This is a genomic window from Rhizobium sp. CCGE 510 (genome assembly GCF_000292525.1).
Classification (GTDB): Bacteria; Pseudomonadota; Alphaproteobacteria; order Rhizobiales; family Rhizobiaceae; genus Rhizobium.
In genome coordinates this window covers 24421-40898 of sequence record NZ_AEYF01000021.1, presented here as the reverse complement: position 1 = coordinate 40898, position 16478 = coordinate 24421, and the positions used below count along the sequence as shown (strand labels likewise).

The window sequence follows — 16478 nt, the reverse complement described above, 5'->3', positions numbered from 1 at the left end:
AAAAAACCGCGTGATCGCAGCAGCGACTGAAGTCATTGGTCGGCGGCCCCATCGTCCGGCACCAGATTATGCGCCTGCCATTCGGCTTGCGGAATGGCATCTCCGACGAGAAAGGCGAAGGACGTGACCTTGCCGGAGCCGGCATCGAGCCCGCATTTGAATTGGACATTGTACCACTTGCCTTTGCTGCGGAAGGCGCCGCCCCTCACCTCGACGCTGTCGCCGCTGACCTTCTCCGGCGTCATCGCATAGGGCGCAAGCGTATCGGGCCGCATATCCGGCCGTACGCGGCGCACCTGCTCCAGGGCCTCGAGGTCGCAAAGCTGCAGATTGCGCTCGCTGCCGGCTAGGCCCCGCAGCGCCTCGCGGGCGCGCCGGCTGCGGGGATCGGCAAGAACCTTGTCGGAAAACAGCCGGCTTGCCGCGACGAATTCAGCCGGCTTTGGCGCCGGCGGAGCGATTGGTGCCACAGACGGCATAGCTGCAACAGACGGATTATTCGCATCCGGAGCAGCCCGCTCGGTTTCGGGCGCTGCGGCTTCTGGCTTTGCTTGCTCCGGCGAAGGCGCCAGCCCGTGCAATTTGACGAGCTCGGGCGTTTTCAACGAATCCACGGGTTGCGGCACGATCTCCACCGAGAGACCGTCATCGGGCAATGGCGGCGGCTCGGGCTTCGGCAACAACAGCAGGAGTAGCAGCAGCGCTGCGGCATGCAGTGCAAACGACGCAGCGGCGCCACGCCGGATCCCGTCATCCCATCTGTCCGCCGCCAGTTCCATCGGTCAGCAAGCGGCTGTCGGACGGTCGGCGGAAATCATCAAACTGAGGAGCGCTTTCATCATGAAGCTTGCCGAAAAATCGGGCCGGGAGCCCTACCGCGGAAATTGAAGCACGCCACGACACTGCCAGCACAGCCGAAGCTCGGCAATACACAAAATAAACAATCTATAATTGTATTCAGCCGAGGGAGCCGATGAGATCCCGATAAGCCGCTTCCGGAAATGCCTTCAACGTCTCGGTGCGGACGTTGCCGCCCATGGCCAGCGACAGGGTAAAATGCGCCATCACCGCGTCATCGGGCGCTTCGCAGACGGCAACCATGTCATGCCCGCCCATCGTCAGGAAGAACTGGTTGAAGGAGCCGCCGACGCCAGCGAGCAACTTCTTCGCCGCATCGAGCCGCTTTGCCGAGTCGCGAACATTGCGGACGCCCTGATCCGTCCAATCGATCAAAAGAATGTAAGTGGTCATGTCGCACCTCCCCGAGCATGACACCGAAAAGTGCGAGCGGTTTTCGGACGGCTTCATGCTCTATTCTTTGATGGAGACCCAGATTCAGATTGAGGCCGGTCGGGCCTGAAATCATCCGGATCTTGGGGAGGGCCGCAGATATGCGTCGGCCTCGCTCGCGTGGCGGTCGATCCCTTCCCGTGGCCGGATTATAGGCCTGTCACCAAGGAGCGACAAGAAAGCCGCTGCGATCATTGGTACTAATCACAAAATCAAAAGCCGGGCATGAGGCCCGGCTTTCGCAATCGTAGAGATCTTGTCGCCCCTCAGCTGTCCAGGAAAGAGCGCAGCTTTCTCGAGCGGCTCGGGTGCTTCAGCTTGCGCAGCGCCTTCGCTTCGATCTGGCGGATACGTTCGCGGGTGACCGAGAACTGCTGGCCGACTTCTTCAAGCGTGTGGTCGGTATTCATGCCGATGCCGAAGCGCATGCGCAGGACACGTTCTTCGCGCGGCGTCAGCGAGGCGAGAACGCGGGTCGTCGTCTCGCGCAGATTCGCCTGGATGGCGGCGTCGATCGGCAGCAGCGCATTCTTGTCCTCGATGAAATCGCCGAGATGCGAATCCTCTTCGTCGCCCACCGGGGTTTCGAGCGAGATCGGCTCCTTGGCGATCTTCAGGACCTTGCGGACCTTTTCGAGCGGCATGGCGAGCTTTTCGGCCAGTTCTTCCGGCGTCGGCTCGCGACCGATCTCGTGCAGCATCTGGCGCGATGTGCGGACGATCTTGTTGATCGTCTCGATCATGTGCACCGGAATGCGGATCGTGCGAGCCTGGTCGGCGATCGAACGGGTGATCGCCTGGCGGATCCACCATGTCGCATAGGTCGAGAACTTGTAGCCGCGGCGGTATTCGAACTTATCGACCGCCTTCATCAGGCCGATATTGCCTTCCTGAATAAGGTCGAGGAACTGCAGGCCGCGGTTCGTATATTTCTTGGCGATGGAGATGACGAGGCGAAGGTTTGCTTCGACCATTTCCTTCTTGGCGATGCGCGCTTCGCGCTCGCCCTTCTGCACCATATGCACGATGCGACGGAATTCCGAGATCGAGATACCGGTTTCGGTCGCCAGATTCTGGATCTCCTGGCGGATGTCGCGGATCGTCGTGTTTTCGCCCCTGGCGAATTCCTTCCAGCCGCGCGCCGCCAGATTGCCGATCGACTTCATCCAGTTCGGATCAAGCTCGGCGCCCTGATACTGTTCCAGGAAACTATCGCGCTTGACGCCGTAGGATTCGGCCAGACGCAGCAGGCGGCCTTCGTTGGAAACGAGGCGCTTGTTGATGTCGTAAAGCTGCTCGACCAGGGCGTCGATGCGGTTCTGGTTCAACGACAGCGACTTGACGGCCTTAATCAGCTCGTCCTTCAGTTCCTTGTAGCGGCGCTCCTGGGCGGTGGACAGCGTGCCGGATGCCGACAGGCGCTGTTCGACCTGCTGGTCCTGCAGCTTGCGCAGCTTCTTGTAGGTCTCGGCGATCGTATCCAGCGTCTCCATCACCTGCGGGCGAAGCTCGGCTTCCATCGCCGCCAGCGAAAGGTTGGATTCGTCCTCGTCCTCTTCCTCCTCCTCGGGAGGTAGGCCTTCGCCGCCGACATCGGTGATGTCGTCGTCACCGGAGCGGGCGCGGCGGGTCTTTTCCTTTTCCTCGGCAGCCTTGCGGTCGGCCTCGATCTTCTCGGGGCTCTGGAACTGCGGCGCAGCCTTGGCTTCAGGACCGGAATAGGTCGTTTCGAGATCGATGATCTCGCGCAGCAGCGTGGTGCCTTCGTTGAGTTCGTCGCGCCAGATGATCAGCGCCTGGAAGGTCAGCGGGCTTTCGCAGAGGCCCGCGATCATCGTCTCGCGGCCGGCCTCGATGCGCTTGGCGATGGCGATTTCGCCTTCGCGGGACAAAAGCTCCACCGAGCCCATCTCGCGCAGGTACATGCGCACCGGATCATCGGTACGGTCGGTCGGTTCTTTCTTCTTGGCGGCTGCGAGCGCCGTGCCGCTCGAAGGCGCGAGTTCGCCGCCCTCGCTCTCCTCGTCGGAACTGGCGTCGTCTTCATCGCCGCCGCCGGAAGCACCGGCTTCCTCGGCCTCTTCGTCCTCGATGACGTTGATGCCCATGTCCGAAAGCATCGACATCGTGTCTTCGATCTGCTCGGACGTCACTTCCTCGGACGGCAGGACAGCATTGAGCTCGTCCATCGTCACATAGCCGCGCTTCTTGGCGGCCTTGATCATCTTCTTGACCGCGTCGTCGGAAAGATCGAGAAGAGGGCCGTCGGTTGCGCCGTCGCGTTCGACTTCCGCGTCTTCGTTCTCTTTGACCTTGGTTGCCATTTATATCGTCGCCTTCCTGACGCTATCCAATCTCGCTGCGGTAATGGGCCGTCTCAGGGCCGGACGCGTCGCTCGCGCCGCCCTCGAATCACCATTGCCCACCTAACGGGATGACATTTAAAGCCTGATTAACCACGATCGCCGGCACCGGACAGCAAAGCTTTTCTGCTTCTGGATTTCCGGCCATGGTTGCGCGATCCGCCTTGACCCAGTTCACCGTTTCAACAAGTCGAACGGTGATTCCCACATTTTTTGCTCTCGTCAAGCTTTTCCACAAAAAAAGCTCACGAAATATCGGAAAAAGCCTTATCCACAGGCTTTGAACCGCGGCAGCGATTGCGAAGCCTTATTTAAGATGCGGCGAACAAAAGACAAGGGCAGCAAATATTTTGCTCACCGCACCCATCGTTTCTGCCGTTTTTCAGTTGCATCGACGGAATACGCACGTTTTACCCAAGGATATTGGCTAACGTGACGCGCCGTCATAGGCCGTCACCTTCAGAGCGCCGAGATCGACCGCGGGAATGCAGCGCAGATTGATCGAAGCCATGGCCGAGCCATCCGGGGCTACGCCTTCGCCAAACGGTGCGATGCCGCACTTCGCGCAGAAATGATGCCGGATGACATGCCCGTTGAAAGTATAGGTCGAAAGGTTGGCTTCGGGCGTCTTCAGCACCAGCTTCTCACGCGGCACGAAAGCAAGAAGCCCGCCCCGTCTGCGGCAAAGCGAACAATTGCAGTCGAGAGCCTCGGTGAATTCACCTTCGACCTCGAAAGCGACCTTGCCGCAATGGCAGCTTCCTTCATAGAGCATGTCGTTCTCCTTACATCCAGTCCATGACAACTTTGCCGGAGTTACCTGATCGCATCGCCTCGAAGCCGTCGCGAAACTCGTCGATCTTGATGCGGTGGGTGATGATCGGCGCAAGGTCGAGACCACCCTGGACGAAGGCGATCATCTTGTACCAGGTCTCGAACATTTCGCGGCCATAGATGCCCTTGAGATTGAGCATCTTGAAGATCACCTTGTTCCAGTCGATCTCGAAACCGGCCGGCGCAATGCCGAGAATGGCGATCTTGCCGCCATTGTTCATCTTGTCGATCATGTCACGAAAGGCGGGTGCGGCGCCCGACATTTCGAGCCCGACATCGAAACCCTCGGTCATGCCGATCGCCTTCATCACGTCGGCCAGATTCTCGCTCGATGCGTTGACAACGTGGTCGATGCCGAGTTTGTGCGCCAGCGCCAGCCGCTGCGGATTGATATCGGTGATCACCACCTTGCGGGCACCGGACCGTTTCGCGACGAGCGCACCCATGATGCCGATCGGCCCGGCGCCGGTAACCAGCACATCCTCGCCGACGAGGTCGAAGGAAAGCGCGGTGTGCACCGCATTGCCGAACGGATCGAAGATCGCGGCGATTTCGTCGGAAATATCCTCCGGGATCGCCACGACATTGCTTTCGGGAATGCAGACGAACTCGCCGAACGAACCCGGCCGGTTGACGCCGACGCCGAGCGTGTTGCGGCAGAGGTGCCCCCTACCCGCCCGGCAGTTGCGGCATTTGCCGCATACGATGTGGCCCTCGCCGGAAACGCGCTCGCCGACATGATAGCGGGTGACCGCCGAACCGATCTCGGCGATCTCGCCGGAAAATTCATGGCCGACGACCATCGGCACCGGAATGGTTTTCTGCGCCCACTGGTCCCAGTTCCAGATATGGACGTCCGTGCCGCAGATCGCCGATTTCTTCACCCGGATCAGCACATCGTTCGGCCCGACCTCCGGCACCGGCACGTTCTCCATCCAGAGACCGACTTCCGGCTTCGACTTGACCAGCGCCTTCATCATATTCGACATATCTGTATCCCTTGGTCAGTGCCTGTTTCCGCCCCTCATCGCCTGCCGGCCCCTTCTCCCCGCAGGCGGGGCGAAGGGGGCAAGCAGAGACCTCTCCGTCCCCACCTACCTCTCGCAGGGCACGTCCCCTCGCCCCGTTTACGGGGGTCCGAGGAACGGGTCGAGAGCTGTGGCTCGACCCCGGTCGAGTTAGGGTGAGGGCAGCCCCATTCTCAAATCACGCCTAGCTCCCGCCCAGCCTCGGCAAAGGCCGCAATCGCCCGCTCCACATCTTCACGCGAATGCGCAGCCGACATCTGCGTGCGGATGCGGGCCTGGCCCTTCGGCACGACAGGGAAAGAGAAACCGATCACATAGATACCCTTCTTCAGCATCAAAGCCGCCATGTCCTGTGCGAGCTTGGCGTCACCAAGCATGACCGGGATGATCGGATGGCCTTCGCCGGCGAGCGTGAAGCCGAGCTTGGTCATTTCAGTGCGGAAGAGATCGGCATTGTCGGACAGGCGCTTGCGCAAGGCATCACCGTTTTCGATCAGATCGAACACCTTGAGCGAGGCGGCCGCAATCACCGGCGCCAGCGTATTCGAGAACAGATAGGGCCGCGAGCGCTGCCGCAGCCATTCCACAACTTCAGCCTTCGCCGAGGTATAACCGCCCGAAGCGCCGCCGAGCGCCTTGCCGAGCGTTCCGGTGATGATGTCGATCCGGCCCTCGACGCCGCAATATTCGGGGGAGCCGCGACCGTTCTTGCCGACGAAACCGACCGCATGGCTGTCGTCGACCATGACCATCGCACCGTATTTCTCGGCGAGATCGCAGACGCCGCTGAGATTGGCGATGATGCCGTCCATCGAGAAAACGCCGTCGGTGGCGATCAGCTTGAAGCGGCAGTCTTCGGCCTTTTTCAATTCCTCTTCAAGTGCTGCCATATCGTTGTTGGCGTAACGAAAGCGCTTGGCCTTCGACAGCCTGACGCCATCGATGATCGAGGCGTGGTTCAGCGCATCCGAAATGATCGCGTCTTCGTCGGAGAGCAGCGTTTCGAACAGGCCACCATTGGCGTCGAAGCAGGAGGAGTAAAGGATCGTGTCTTCCATGCCGAGAAAGGAAGAGATGCGCGCCTCGAGCTGCTTGTGCTCCTCCTGCGTGCCGCAGATGAAGCGCACCGAAGCCATGCCGTAGCCGTAGCGGTCGAGCGCCTGTTTGCCGGCCTCGGCCAATTCCTCATTGTCGGCAAGGCCGAGATAGTTGTTGGCGCAAAAATTCAGCACCCGTTCGCCGGTCGAAATCGCGATCTCGCCCGCCTGCTTGGAGCTGATGATGCGCTCAGACTTATAGAGGCCGCCATCCTTCAGCGCCGAAATCTCGGATTGGAGATGGGAGAGGAATTGCGAGGTCATGGGCGGCCCTTCCTGACGATTTCCGTATCCGCCGGGTTAGCATATCGCCGCCGGCTTGTCTTCTTCAGCGCTGAACCGCGATCAGCAGAAACATCGGCCGGTCCAGTTCCTCCGCCCAATCGGGATTGTCACGCAATTCCCGATCGTTAGGGCTCCATTCCTCGACATGACGGATGGCAAAGCCCGCCGCAATCAAGGTATTGAGCGTCGTGCCGAGCTTGCGGTGCTGCTTGACGACACCTTTGGCGAGCCAGTCGGTCGTGCGGGCACCCTCGACGGAATAGCGGTCGAGTGGCCAGATGCGCCGCCCCTCGGCGTCGGTGGACCAGGCGGGATGGGTCGGCGCCATGAAGATCGGATGCTCGATGGTGAAGACGAAATGCGATCCCGGCAAAAGCGCGCGATGCATACTCGCGACGAGGCCGGCGAAGTCCTCGATATAATGCAGCGCCAGCGAACTATGAGCGAAATCGTATGATGCCTCGGCAAGCTTGAGATGCTCGAGATCGGCGATCTCGTAGGTAACCGCGGCATCGTCCGTATCAGCCCTCGCTCTGGCGATCATCTTTTCCGAGATATCGAGCCCGAACACACTGGCAGCACCTTGAGCCATGGCGAAACGCGAAAACCAGCCGAAGCCGCAGCCGAGATCGACGACGCGTTTGCCGGTTAGATCAGGCAGAAGCGCGCGCACCGCCGGCCATTCGGCCGCCCCGTCAAGCCCGTGGACGGATCGCCTCATGCCGCTGTATCCGGCGAAGAATTCCGGTCGGTCGTAGATATTCTGGGCCATCGGCGCTCCTCCCCGCTGTATAATTCCTTAAACCGGATTCGGTTTAAGGAATTATACAGCAATTCAAAGAGTTACAGCGTCCTTTGCGCGTCGGAAAAGACGCGCGGCGCTGTAGAGGCAGCATGTACCATGCCCCCTCGGCTGATCTCAACTATCAGCAGGGTCCGTTCAGCCGCGGTCCTGAGCCAGAATGATCTCCAGGAAGGCATCGCCGTAGCGTTCGAGCTTTGCCTGCCCGACGCCCGATATGGCGAGCAGCTCCTTGCGGCTCCGAGGCTTGTCAGTGGCAAACGCGATCAGCGTCGTATCGGGAAAGACGACATAGGGCGGTACGCCGAGCGATTTGGCGATCGCCATGCGCTCGGCCCGCAACGCCTCGAAGAGCGTGCCGTCGGCGCCTGACAGCCCCGATTTGCGCTCGGTGCGCTCCGCCTTCTTCGTGCGCCGTTCGGAGGCCGGACGGTCCTTGCGGAAGAACACCGGCCGCTCGTGCTTGAAGACGGCGCGCGCCTCCGGCTCCAGCTTCAGCGCCCCGTAAGCCTCGTGATCGACGCGGACCAGCCCCATGGCGAGCATCTGGCGGAAGACCGATTGCCAGACGCGCGCCGGAATATCCTTGCCGGCGCCGAAGACCGGCATCTGGGAGTGGCCGAAACGCTCGGTCTTCTCGTTGACATTGCCGACCAGCACCTCGACGACATGGCCGGCGCCGAACCGCTCGCCGGTGCGGTAGATCGCAGCCAGCGCCTTGATCGCTGCTTCCGTGCCCTCCCAGGTTTCGACCGGCTTCAGGCAAGTGTCGCAATTGCCGCATTGTCCGGCATGCGCCTCGCCGAAATGCGCAAGGATTGCCTGGCGGCGGCAGGACGCGGTCTCGCAGATCGCCAGCAATGCATTGAGCTTGGCGCGCTCGACCCGCTTGATCTCCGCGGCGGCACTGCCCTCGTCGATCATCCGGCCGCGCTGGATGACGTCGGCCATGCCATAAGCCATCCAGACCTCGGACGGCAGACCGTCACGGCCCGCGCGCCCGGTCTCCTGGTAGTAGGCTTCCACCGAGCCCGGCAGGTCGAGATGGGCGACATAACGCACATTCGGCTTGTCGATGCCCATGCCGAAGGCGACGGTGGCGACCAGGCAGAGGTTTTCTTCCTTCAGGAACGCATCCTGATTGGCGTCGCGAACCGCCCTGTCCATGCCGGCATGGTAGGCAAGCGCGCGCACACCCTGCCCGTTCAGCCACTCGGCCGTATCCTCGACCTTGGCGCGCGACAGGCAATAGACGATGCCGCTGTTTCCCTTGTGGCCGGACAGAAACCGCAAGAGCTGTTGCCGCGGCTGGTCACGCTCGACGATCTCATAGGCGATGTTCGGCCGGTCGAAACTGGTGGTGAAGATCTCGGCAGCGTCGAGCCCCAGCCGCTCGATGATGTCGTCGCGCGTATGCGGATCGGCCGTGGCCGTCAGCGCCACCCTGGGCACGCCGGGATATTGCTCGCCGAGCCGGCCGAGCGCGCGATACTCCGGCCGGAAATCATGGCCCCATTGCGAGACGCTGTGGTTTTGGCGGAACGGTCTCTAATATCCTCGGGATACTCCATTTATATCAGAGACTTATCCAAGAATCAATATCTCCGATTTTTATTCTCTCAAGGACCGTCGCCGCTGGTGACCAATCGGAGATGAGACGATCGGTCAGGTTGTGGCCTCTCCTTCAGATCGACGTATTTGTCGATCGCCGCATCGATGACCGTGAAGAACCTGGGATCATCGCAGTCGTCAAACGCGTATATGACCCGCTGGAGACGCCGACACGTGTCGGCGTCCAAATCCCAACTCACGCCAATGAGCGCGTTCATCATGTCTTTGCGGGCGTCGAGTGTTGGCTTATTTTTCTTCAGTTTTTGCCGCAGCTTCGCCCTGTCGAGGTAGTAGCGTTCCATCGTTCCCGGACTTTTGTGCCCGGCGAGATCCGCCAAACGATTCAATACCGTGTTATTGACCGCGACATCGCTTCGGTAGCCGGCCGTTGCAAGCTCCTGCGTCCACAGAAGCCAAGCCATTTCAGTGAAATAATACGCACGGAGCCTGTGGCCGCTACCGGCGATGATGAGGTCATTGAAAGCCTTTTTGACGATGTCAGCGACGCTTTTTGTGGCGAGCCGAGCGCCATCTCTCGTGGAGGAGAGGAAGACCGCATCGTAGTCCAGATCGATCTTGCCGTCTGCCGTCCAGCGCTCGAACAGTGCCTTCCGGACCTTCCATACCGCAATTTCGAGAAGATCTATGACGAGGTCGATCGGAAACTCGACGGACCTTTCAGGACTTCCTTTCGTCTGGACGACCACGTTGATCGTCATGTAGCCGCGCGCCGCGTGCCTCTCGATTCCTGCGCGAATCTCTGCTTGAAGCTTCCGGTCGTCGACCGCATCATTCAGAGGATTTGGTTGCAGGCTTGACCGCCACCTACCGGTTGGAATGTTGACTATTTTCAACTTTGCGAGTGCATCTGCGATATTTTGCAGTGAAAGACTCGCCGTCTCTTTCGCACGAAGTCCGGCGCGGGCCTCGCAGCACGCCACGAGCCAGTTTCTCTCCGCCGCATAGACTTGCAGGGCCTGCTTCCATCTTCCGGCCAGGGGTTCCATTGCAGCCGCCCTGAGGTGTTCAAGGATCCGTTCAACCTGGTCGTCGTCCGGCGTCGGGCGGTTCGGGACTTTCCGATCGATCTTGTTCCAACCGCTCCAGCGGGCCTTTCCGCCAACCCGACGGGTCGTAATCGGAGCAAGGCTCTCGGGATGCCCAACGAAATGAAGCATTGGCTCCTCCCCGTTGAAGGGCATCGCTTTCCTGATCCTCTGGTAGAAGCTGAAAATATGATCGAGCTTCAGTTCAACCTGAGCCGCTGCCAGTTCGCCTTCCTTTACCCTCTCAGCGAAGGTGCTGCGAAATGACCTCATTACGTCGTCGGTACCGGCCGCCATCCAGTCGAGGCCGAGATTCGACGTATGGCAAAGCCATTCACGCAGAGAGTACGCATCCGGTTCCATCGAAGACTTCGCCTTGAAGAGCTTGTTCAGCCACCCGTAAGCGAAGTACCGGAGGAAGGGCTCGAAGATCGATCCGTCTGAGAATCGTATCCGAGGGATTCCCGACATATCATCGTCCCGCCACTTGAAGCCCTCCGGTGTTCGATCCATGATGAAATCGCTCGGGATGTAGATCAGTCGCTTGCCCTCTTTTTCTTGCTGACCTGAATCCTGGCTTCAGCGCGGCGAAGCCTGTCTTCCAGAGAAGCCTGTACCGCGATGAGATTGGAGTTCTGAAGTTCGAGCGCCAGCGCCCTTTGCTTCCAATTGTCTTTCTCATCCGTGGGTTTGGCGGTTCTGCCAGCCGCCAGCAGGTTGCGGGCCTTGATCCACTTCGCCATCACCGTCTTGTTGCGGCTCCGGGGATGATCGGGGTTGTCGTCACTCCAGCTCCACAGCTTCTTCTTCGGGTCATGCCATCGACGAAGCTTGGTGCGGTCTCCTCCATTCTTGCGCCAATCGATCCCCGTTGGAACCCCACTGCGGGACCACCGATGCATCTCGGTCACTTTCCGACGGAGCGACGTGTCGATCCGCTTTTTCTGCAAAGCCGGGTCGAGTCTCTTGAACTCGTCCATCGTCATTTCGCGATCCCAGATTTCGTCGTCGCTCACAGCGTGCCTCCCCGTTGTGCCGGACCTGCGGCAGCAATTTCAGCCTCGAGCTGGGCAAGCAGATCGAATCCGTCGTTCTGGAGAGCTGGGGTTGCGGCATGAGCTGCAGCGTGACGGCGCTGCTCTACTTCGCTATGAAGTGCAAGTTGGCCGTCCTGGAAGGCAGCACCGAAGCGGCAACCGACACAGATGCGATTGCAGGCGAAGTCGTAGTCGGGCATGAGGGCTTCAGGTATACCGTCCTTCTTCCAAGGCGCCTTGCCTTTTGCCTTCAGCTTCAGGCATTCCGCATTGGCTCGATGTTCTTCCTTGTGCGGGTCGGCAGCGCACCACATATTCGTGCCGATCACCGGCTCCAAAAAGTGACTCTTGGCGTACGTGATGAGCCGCTCGAGCAAAGGGGTTTCGAGCGCACTCGGGTCGTTGGCTCTCGAACCGATCCGGACCCTTCCCATCGCGCGTTCGGCTATCGCCTGTACGTCGTTGAACAGAGCTTTGCCGCCTGCTCCGATCACGCTCTCCGTTCCTCGCCACAGCCCCAACATTTTCTCGACGAAAATCTCGCAGCGGGGCTCGTCGAATGCCTTGTGATGAGCCTTCATGTACGACAACTGATCGTAAGCACTATCGATCCACGATTGATCCTCTTCGGTCCGGTTCGCGACGGAACTGCGCAAGCGAACCTCGAGTTCCGTCTTCAACCGATTGATTTCTCCCGGCAAAATCATCGTAAAATAGATTCGGGTCATGTTTGGATCATTATGCCGATACATGAGCGAAAGCGCGTCGGGACTGCCGCCTGTCAGCCCATAATAGTACCAAATTCCGAATCCACGCCGAAGCATGTGGATGCTGAGATTCCATCGATCCCGCCCCTCTGGCGGCACTACGCCCATGAACTCCAGAAACAGATCGATGATCTGATGGAAACGTGACGACACCAGCCGCTCAGGCTTCTTCGGGTCGAACGCGACCTCGAATAGCCATTCTTTGCCGGTCGCCTGGCGAGTGTCGGCCGAAAGCTCTTCGAGTGTCTTGACGACGGTCTTGAGGATCGATGGTACCGGGATGTCGACGCGATCTTTGTCCGTCTTGCCGATATAGATTTTTATCGTCATGAGGCCGTGTTCGTCCTCGGTGAGGCAGCCGAAATGAGCGCTTCGAACGCCGATGTCCCGGCGCGCCGCAAAGCCGGCGATGAGAATGGCGCAAGCTGCGAACAGATGCCGAATGGCTTCGTCCAGTAGGATCGTTTTTGTGGGCAGCAGTTCTCGTCTGCCGGCACCCAGGTTCCAGGTCGGCCAAATGCAGAACCCGCCCTCTGGCATGAGCTTCCTGGTGCTTGCCGTCTCGATAGCTCGGGTTCCGATCGAGACCCGATGACGAGCGTCATGAAACGTAGCCAGAATGTACTTGGAATAATTTGCCACGAACTTGGCTGCCGCGGTCATTGCCCTCATCATGTCCTCGGGAAGGAGTGTGTCAGTTCTCCCACCCTTTTTCCGATCACGATCCGAGATGGCGTCCATGGACATTGACTCAAACGGATCTTGTTCCATCCGGTCATGGTCGAGGTCACGCTCCGAGAGCCGGTAAAGGTACTCGAGGATCTCGAGGTAATTGGGCAGATTACGCCTCCCCTTCGTATCCGACGATATGCCCGGCACAGCGTCGTCAGTCTCCAAAGCCGAGCTCTCACTGGTTGCGTCTTCGTTCTCGTCCTCTTCGAGAATGCTGGCATCCAGCCTGGCCGAAGGGTCGGCATCGAGGAGTACTAGCTGGAACGAAGGTGAGCGTGCGAGCGCCGCGATGGTGACGCCGAGCTGAGACGCGAACCTGCGGTTGATGGCCAACGGTTCCGAGCTTGTCCGTGCCTCCAGCGCGAGGTCGAGCCTTTCCTCTATAGGAACGAGCGCCAAGGTTCCTCCCTTTGTGAGACGCTTGGAAAAGTCCGATGCGAAGTCCTCGGGAATCTCTGCAAAGGACCCATAGCCTTCCGCGATCCGATACCGCAGCACCCAGTCGAACCTTCGGGACATCTGCGCGACGTAGGTCGCGTCTAGCCCTCCGTTTCCTCGTACGCCGATCGACAACGACGTCAGTACCAAGATCTTTTTGGTCAAGCGGTCGGCATTGAGCGACCTGTGCGAAAGAAAGATGCCCGGAAAATCAACGGCCGCGTCGAACGAAACGAGATGCTCGACGTCTTTCCGCTTCTTGGAAGGATCGGCGGTGGCGATAAGCCAGCAGTTGTGTGTCAGGTCACGGTTCTTCCCGCGCGACCATCCTGTCTTCGGACGCTTCCCAATGGGGGTGGAGGGCCGAGTAGCCACGACGGCTGCCGGGATGGATCTGGCGCTCAGACGCGCCTTGTATGTCGAAAGCTTGATCATTTAAACGCTCCTGAGAGATTGAGTGGCGGGAGATCGACAAAACCGCGACGCAAATCGTCGTTGAACTCGTCGCTGATGCGTTTGAGGAGACGGCTCATTCCCGCTGATTTGAGCTTCGCGAAGATAGCCTTGGTGAACCCCCTCAGAGGCACGCCTACGAGCGACCAGCGGCGCGGGTCGGCAGTCTTCTCTTCGATGTCCAGGGACTTGCTGATTGCAAAAAGTGACCGGAGTTGTTCGTCCGATGGCGTGAAGCGGAAAGCTGGTGGCCCGGCGATAGGAGTGGAGACCCCGTAGCCGACCGCACTCGCCACTCCCGACACGCGGGCGAGGTTGTAGAACCAAACGTGCTGTTCGGGTGTCATGAGGAATTCGAGCGGTTTACCGACTTCGGCGATGACCAGAGATTGGATAGCGTTCTGGAAGAACCGTGTACTCTGCTCGAGTTCGCGTCTGATTTCGGGAGAGTTAAGGTAAACGGGAAGAAGAACCCCGGTACCAGCGTGTCCGGCGTCCGTCCGCAAGGCTTCCACCGTGTCCACGACCCTGAACATCAGTTGAAGGTATGACCTACGGATCAGTTTGAAGTTTAGGCCGGGGGTCGCAAGCGGGCCACTTTTGAACACCGTCGCGATTTCCCGCTTGTTAAGCGAGACCCCGCCGGAAACCGAGATACTTTTAAAGAACCGCTCATGAACGCGTTGGTCTTTCGTGTAGCCGTCAAGAGCCTCAACCGATGGACGAAGCAGCTCCAAAGCCACGTAGGCTGGGCTGGTGTACCCGACCATGGAACGTTGATCGCAATCGCCCCAGTTCTGTTCCCGTTCCGCTTCCTCCCAAGCCGCGACCGCGTCGGTCGCCCTCAGCCCTCTGAGTTGGGAATGCTCCAACAATGTTTGAACGAGGTGTCCAGCGCGATTTTTGAACGCTTGCACGAACGAGGCGCACGCTACACCGACCTCGTCCACGAGGCGGAACTGATACACCTCCGGCGGAATGTCCTCGATCGGTTGCCGGTTCCAACCAGTGTCGCAGCAAAAAACCATCTTCGCAGCCAAGACCGGTACGATGGTGGCGCCCACGCAGCACAGCACCAGGGTCATGATTTGCGGGAAATCGAGCGATGCAACCTTCGGAACGAGCTCGCCGAGACCGGCCTCTCGCCATGTTGCTGGGTCTGCCAGTAAGTTCATGGAAGCGTCGACGGCTTTAGAATTCGTCCGGACGCCGGATTTCGAGAACTGCGATTTCCCGGCCTGTTCAAAACTGCGGATCTCGGCCCTCACGACGGCTGAGATCGCATTGCAAGCTGCGCGTTCCTCCTTGGGAAGATCGGCAGCGATCCTCCCTTTGCGCAGCGGCTCGGCAGCTTTGAAGAACGACGCGTGCTTCTGAAGGACGTCCATTGCTGCGTCGCTGATGACCTTCATCGACACGCGGAGCTTCGCCGAACCAGTAAGGTTTTTTGTTTCAGGGAAACCGAGATCTGCGATCGACGCGCTCTCAGTTGGAACGTGGGTGAATTTCTTGTAGCGCCGTGAAAAATGCGGGTAGCTCCGGTTAGGGAGTTCCGACATATGTTCGAAGAGGTGACTGCAGTTGCGCATCAACCCCGTGACGGTTTTCGTGGCGAAGGCTCCGGACCCCTTCAGAGCGGTCTCGCACTCGTCAATCACCGACTTGATCGTCGTAGCATCGCAGTGTTCGTTGCCGCAGCCGGAAAGCGCGCGAACGACCGCGTCCGAATAGCTGGAAGGTTTCGACGTGACGTACGACATAAGGTAGCGAAATCCGACGATCTTTGTTGTGCCTCTGAGTTCGTTGGCCTCGTAAGCGAGCAAATCATCGCGGAACCGATCACCAAGTACCGATCCTATTTCCTCGACGCTCATCGGCGAGAACGGTGGTTCGACGTCCGCTGCCTTTCGCGAACCCTTCGGGTTTTTCGGCTTAAGGGGGAGGACCTTCGGGAGTTCTGGATAGATCGACGTGCTTAGACCCAGCCACCTGAAGACAGCGATCGCGTTCCTTCCATGCTCCAAAGCAACGGCTTCAGAATAGAGGTCGGACGCCAGGAGTCGCTGGTAGTTCGCCTTCAAAGCCCGCAGGAGGACGCCCTCGAAATCCTTCCTGCGTGCGGACCATCCTTCTGGCCGCTTCAGAAAAAGACGGAGCATGTCGAAACGGCCGTCGTCTTCGATCAACCCCAGCAGCAGCCTGGGGGCCAGCACATACTTCGTCCGTTTGTTCGTCGATTTGAAGAACAACGTGTATTTCGTCACGGCTTCGGCCAGATCCGAGTACCCTGTTTCGAATGCATCGACCGACAGGGCGAGCTCGTTCGCGCCCGCGAATCGTTCTTTCGCAGTGTCCATTGCTTTACCTATTGATTTTGATATCAAGGATTGGACTGCAGCGATTGGGCAGTCCAAGAAGGATTCGACCCGCTACTCGGACGCCACAGGAAAACTCGGCTCGGACGATTCCTTCATTCGCCACGGACGCCGTCGTGGACGCGATCCGTTCTCAAGGCGATCGCCGCGGCGGGGCCGCCGCAAGGATTCCCACTCGTGATCTCCGATCCCGAACCAGTGCCCGTCGCGGAGCAATGGCACACCCATGTTTCGGCTAGCTGTTTGGTGACCCTGCCACTTGAGAAATCGATCCTCCATGCTCGCCGCCATAGGGAACCGGACTGCCGATCCATTCCTTC

Annotated in this window: 12 protein-coding genes and 1 pseudogene; all 13 read right to left on the bottom strand. The window is 59.4% G+C overall.

All coding sequences use genetic code 11. From position 1 onward, the window contains the following. Nucleotides 1-32 precede the first annotated feature (32 nt). Nucleotides 33-779: a DUF930 domain-containing protein gene (locus tag RCCGE510_RS11090; protein WP_007629926.1), complete on the bottom strand. Its 747-nt coding sequence runs from the start codon at nucleotides 777-779 to the stop codon at nucleotides 33-35. A 178-nt stretch (nucleotides 780-957) separates the two neighbouring features. Beyond that, nucleotides 958-1251, bottom strand: a complete 294-nt coding sequence (locus tag RCCGE510_RS11085) for a GYD domain-containing protein (RefSeq protein WP_007629923.1) — start codon at nucleotides 1249-1251, stop codon at nucleotides 958-960. 305 nt (nucleotides 1252-1556) lie between these two features. Continuing rightward, entirely contained in the window at nucleotides 1557-3614 is a 2058-nt protein-coding gene (gene rpoD, locus RCCGE510_RS11080) for an RNA polymerase sigma factor RpoD (RefSeq protein WP_007629918.1), read from the bottom strand. Nucleotides 3615-3702: 88 nt separating this feature from the next. Next, the gene (locus tag RCCGE510_RS34730) at nucleotides 3703-3861 is read right to left on the bottom strand and encodes a hypothetical protein (RefSeq protein WP_157179895.1); all 159 of its coding nucleotides are present in this window, start codon (nucleotides 3859-3861) and stop codon (nucleotides 3703-3705) included. A 219-nt stretch (nucleotides 3862-4080) separates the two neighbouring features. Beyond that, nucleotides 4081-4428 carry a GFA family protein gene (locus RCCGE510_RS11075; protein ID WP_007629916.1) on the bottom strand — a complete coding sequence of 116 codons (348 nt, stop codon included), beginning with the start codon at nucleotides 4426-4428 and terminating at the stop codon, nucleotides 4081-4083. Nucleotides 4429-4438: 10 nt separating this feature from the next. Further along, nucleotides 4439-5476, bottom strand: coding sequence for an L-threonine 3-dehydrogenase (gene tdh / locus RCCGE510_RS11070; protein WP_037078342.1), 1038 nt, complete (start codon nucleotides 5474-5476; stop codon nucleotides 4439-4441). A 212-nt stretch (nucleotides 5477-5688) separates the two neighbouring features. Further along, on the bottom strand, nucleotides 5689-6876 hold the full coding sequence (locus RCCGE510_RS11065; RefSeq protein WP_007629914.1) for a glycine C-acetyltransferase: 1188 nt from the start codon (nucleotides 6874-6876) through the stop codon (nucleotides 5689-5691). Between the two features lie 64 nt (nucleotides 6877-6940). Beyond that, the gene (locus RCCGE510_RS11060; protein WP_007629913.1) at nucleotides 6941-7669 is read right to left on the bottom strand and encodes a class I SAM-dependent methyltransferase; all 729 of its coding nucleotides are present in this window, start codon (nucleotides 7667-7669) and stop codon (nucleotides 6941-6943) included. 168 nt (nucleotides 7670-7837) lie between these two features. After that, nucleotides 7838-9223, bottom strand: a pseudogene (locus RCCGE510_RS11055) (RecQ family ATP-dependent DNA helicase); the annotation flags it as partial. A gap of 95 nt (nucleotides 9224-9318) precedes the next feature. Continuing rightward, nucleotides 9319-10869, bottom strand: a complete 1551-nt coding sequence (locus RCCGE510_RS11050) for a site-specific integrase (protein WP_007629908.1) — start codon at nucleotides 10867-10869, stop codon at nucleotides 9319-9321. A 23-nt stretch (nucleotides 10870-10892) separates the two neighbouring features. After that, nucleotides 10893-11372, bottom strand: coding sequence for a hypothetical protein (locus RCCGE510_RS11045; RefSeq protein WP_007629906.1), 480 nt, complete (start codon nucleotides 11370-11372; stop codon nucleotides 10893-10895). Continuing rightward, on the bottom strand, nucleotides 11369-13765 hold the full coding sequence (locus tag RCCGE510_RS11040) for a tyrosine-type recombinase/integrase (protein ID WP_007629904.1): 2397 nt from the start codon (nucleotides 13763-13765) through the stop codon (nucleotides 11369-11371). The genes RCCGE510_RS11045 and RCCGE510_RS11040 overlap by 4 nt, the downstream gene beginning before the upstream one ends. Next, complete coding sequence (locus RCCGE510_RS11035; protein WP_007629902.1) at nucleotides 13762-16140, bottom strand: hypothetical protein; 2379 nt, start codon at nucleotides 16138-16140, stop codon at nucleotides 13762-13764. The genes RCCGE510_RS11040 and RCCGE510_RS11035 overlap by 4 nt, the downstream gene beginning before the upstream one ends. Between the last annotated feature and the right edge of the window lie 338 nt (nucleotides 16141-16478).